The 243-nt window shown below is 68.3% G+C and carries 1 protein-coding gene; it reads left to right on the plus strand.

Annotated elements, in window-relative coordinates:
* Positions 1-243: putative T7SS-secreted protein (locus tag RM844_RS33445; protein ID WP_394814669.1), on the plus strand; the 243-nt coding region annotated here is incomplete at both ends.

Raw genomic sequence — 243 nt, forward strand, 5'->3', positions numbered from 1 at the left:
CCATGTTGGACTGGGCGGGGTTGTCGGCGGACGCGTTTCGTCGGGAGTTCGACGGGGTGCCGGGCAATCTGACCAAGTTGGAGGACTCGTACGCCCTGTGTGCTCAGGCGTTGCACACCTACTGGCCCAAGCTCCAGACCGCGCAGGGGATGGCGGATCGGGCGTTGGATCGTGCGGTGGCCGCGCAGGCCGATCTGGCGTCGGCGCAGTCGGCGTTGGGGGATGCGACGGACTGGTTGGGGC

The sequence above is a fragment of the Streptomyces chisholmiae genome (genome assembly GCF_031845445.1).
Lineage (GTDB): Bacteria > Actinomycetota > Actinomycetes > Streptomycetales > Streptomycetaceae > Streptomyces > Streptomyces chisholmiae.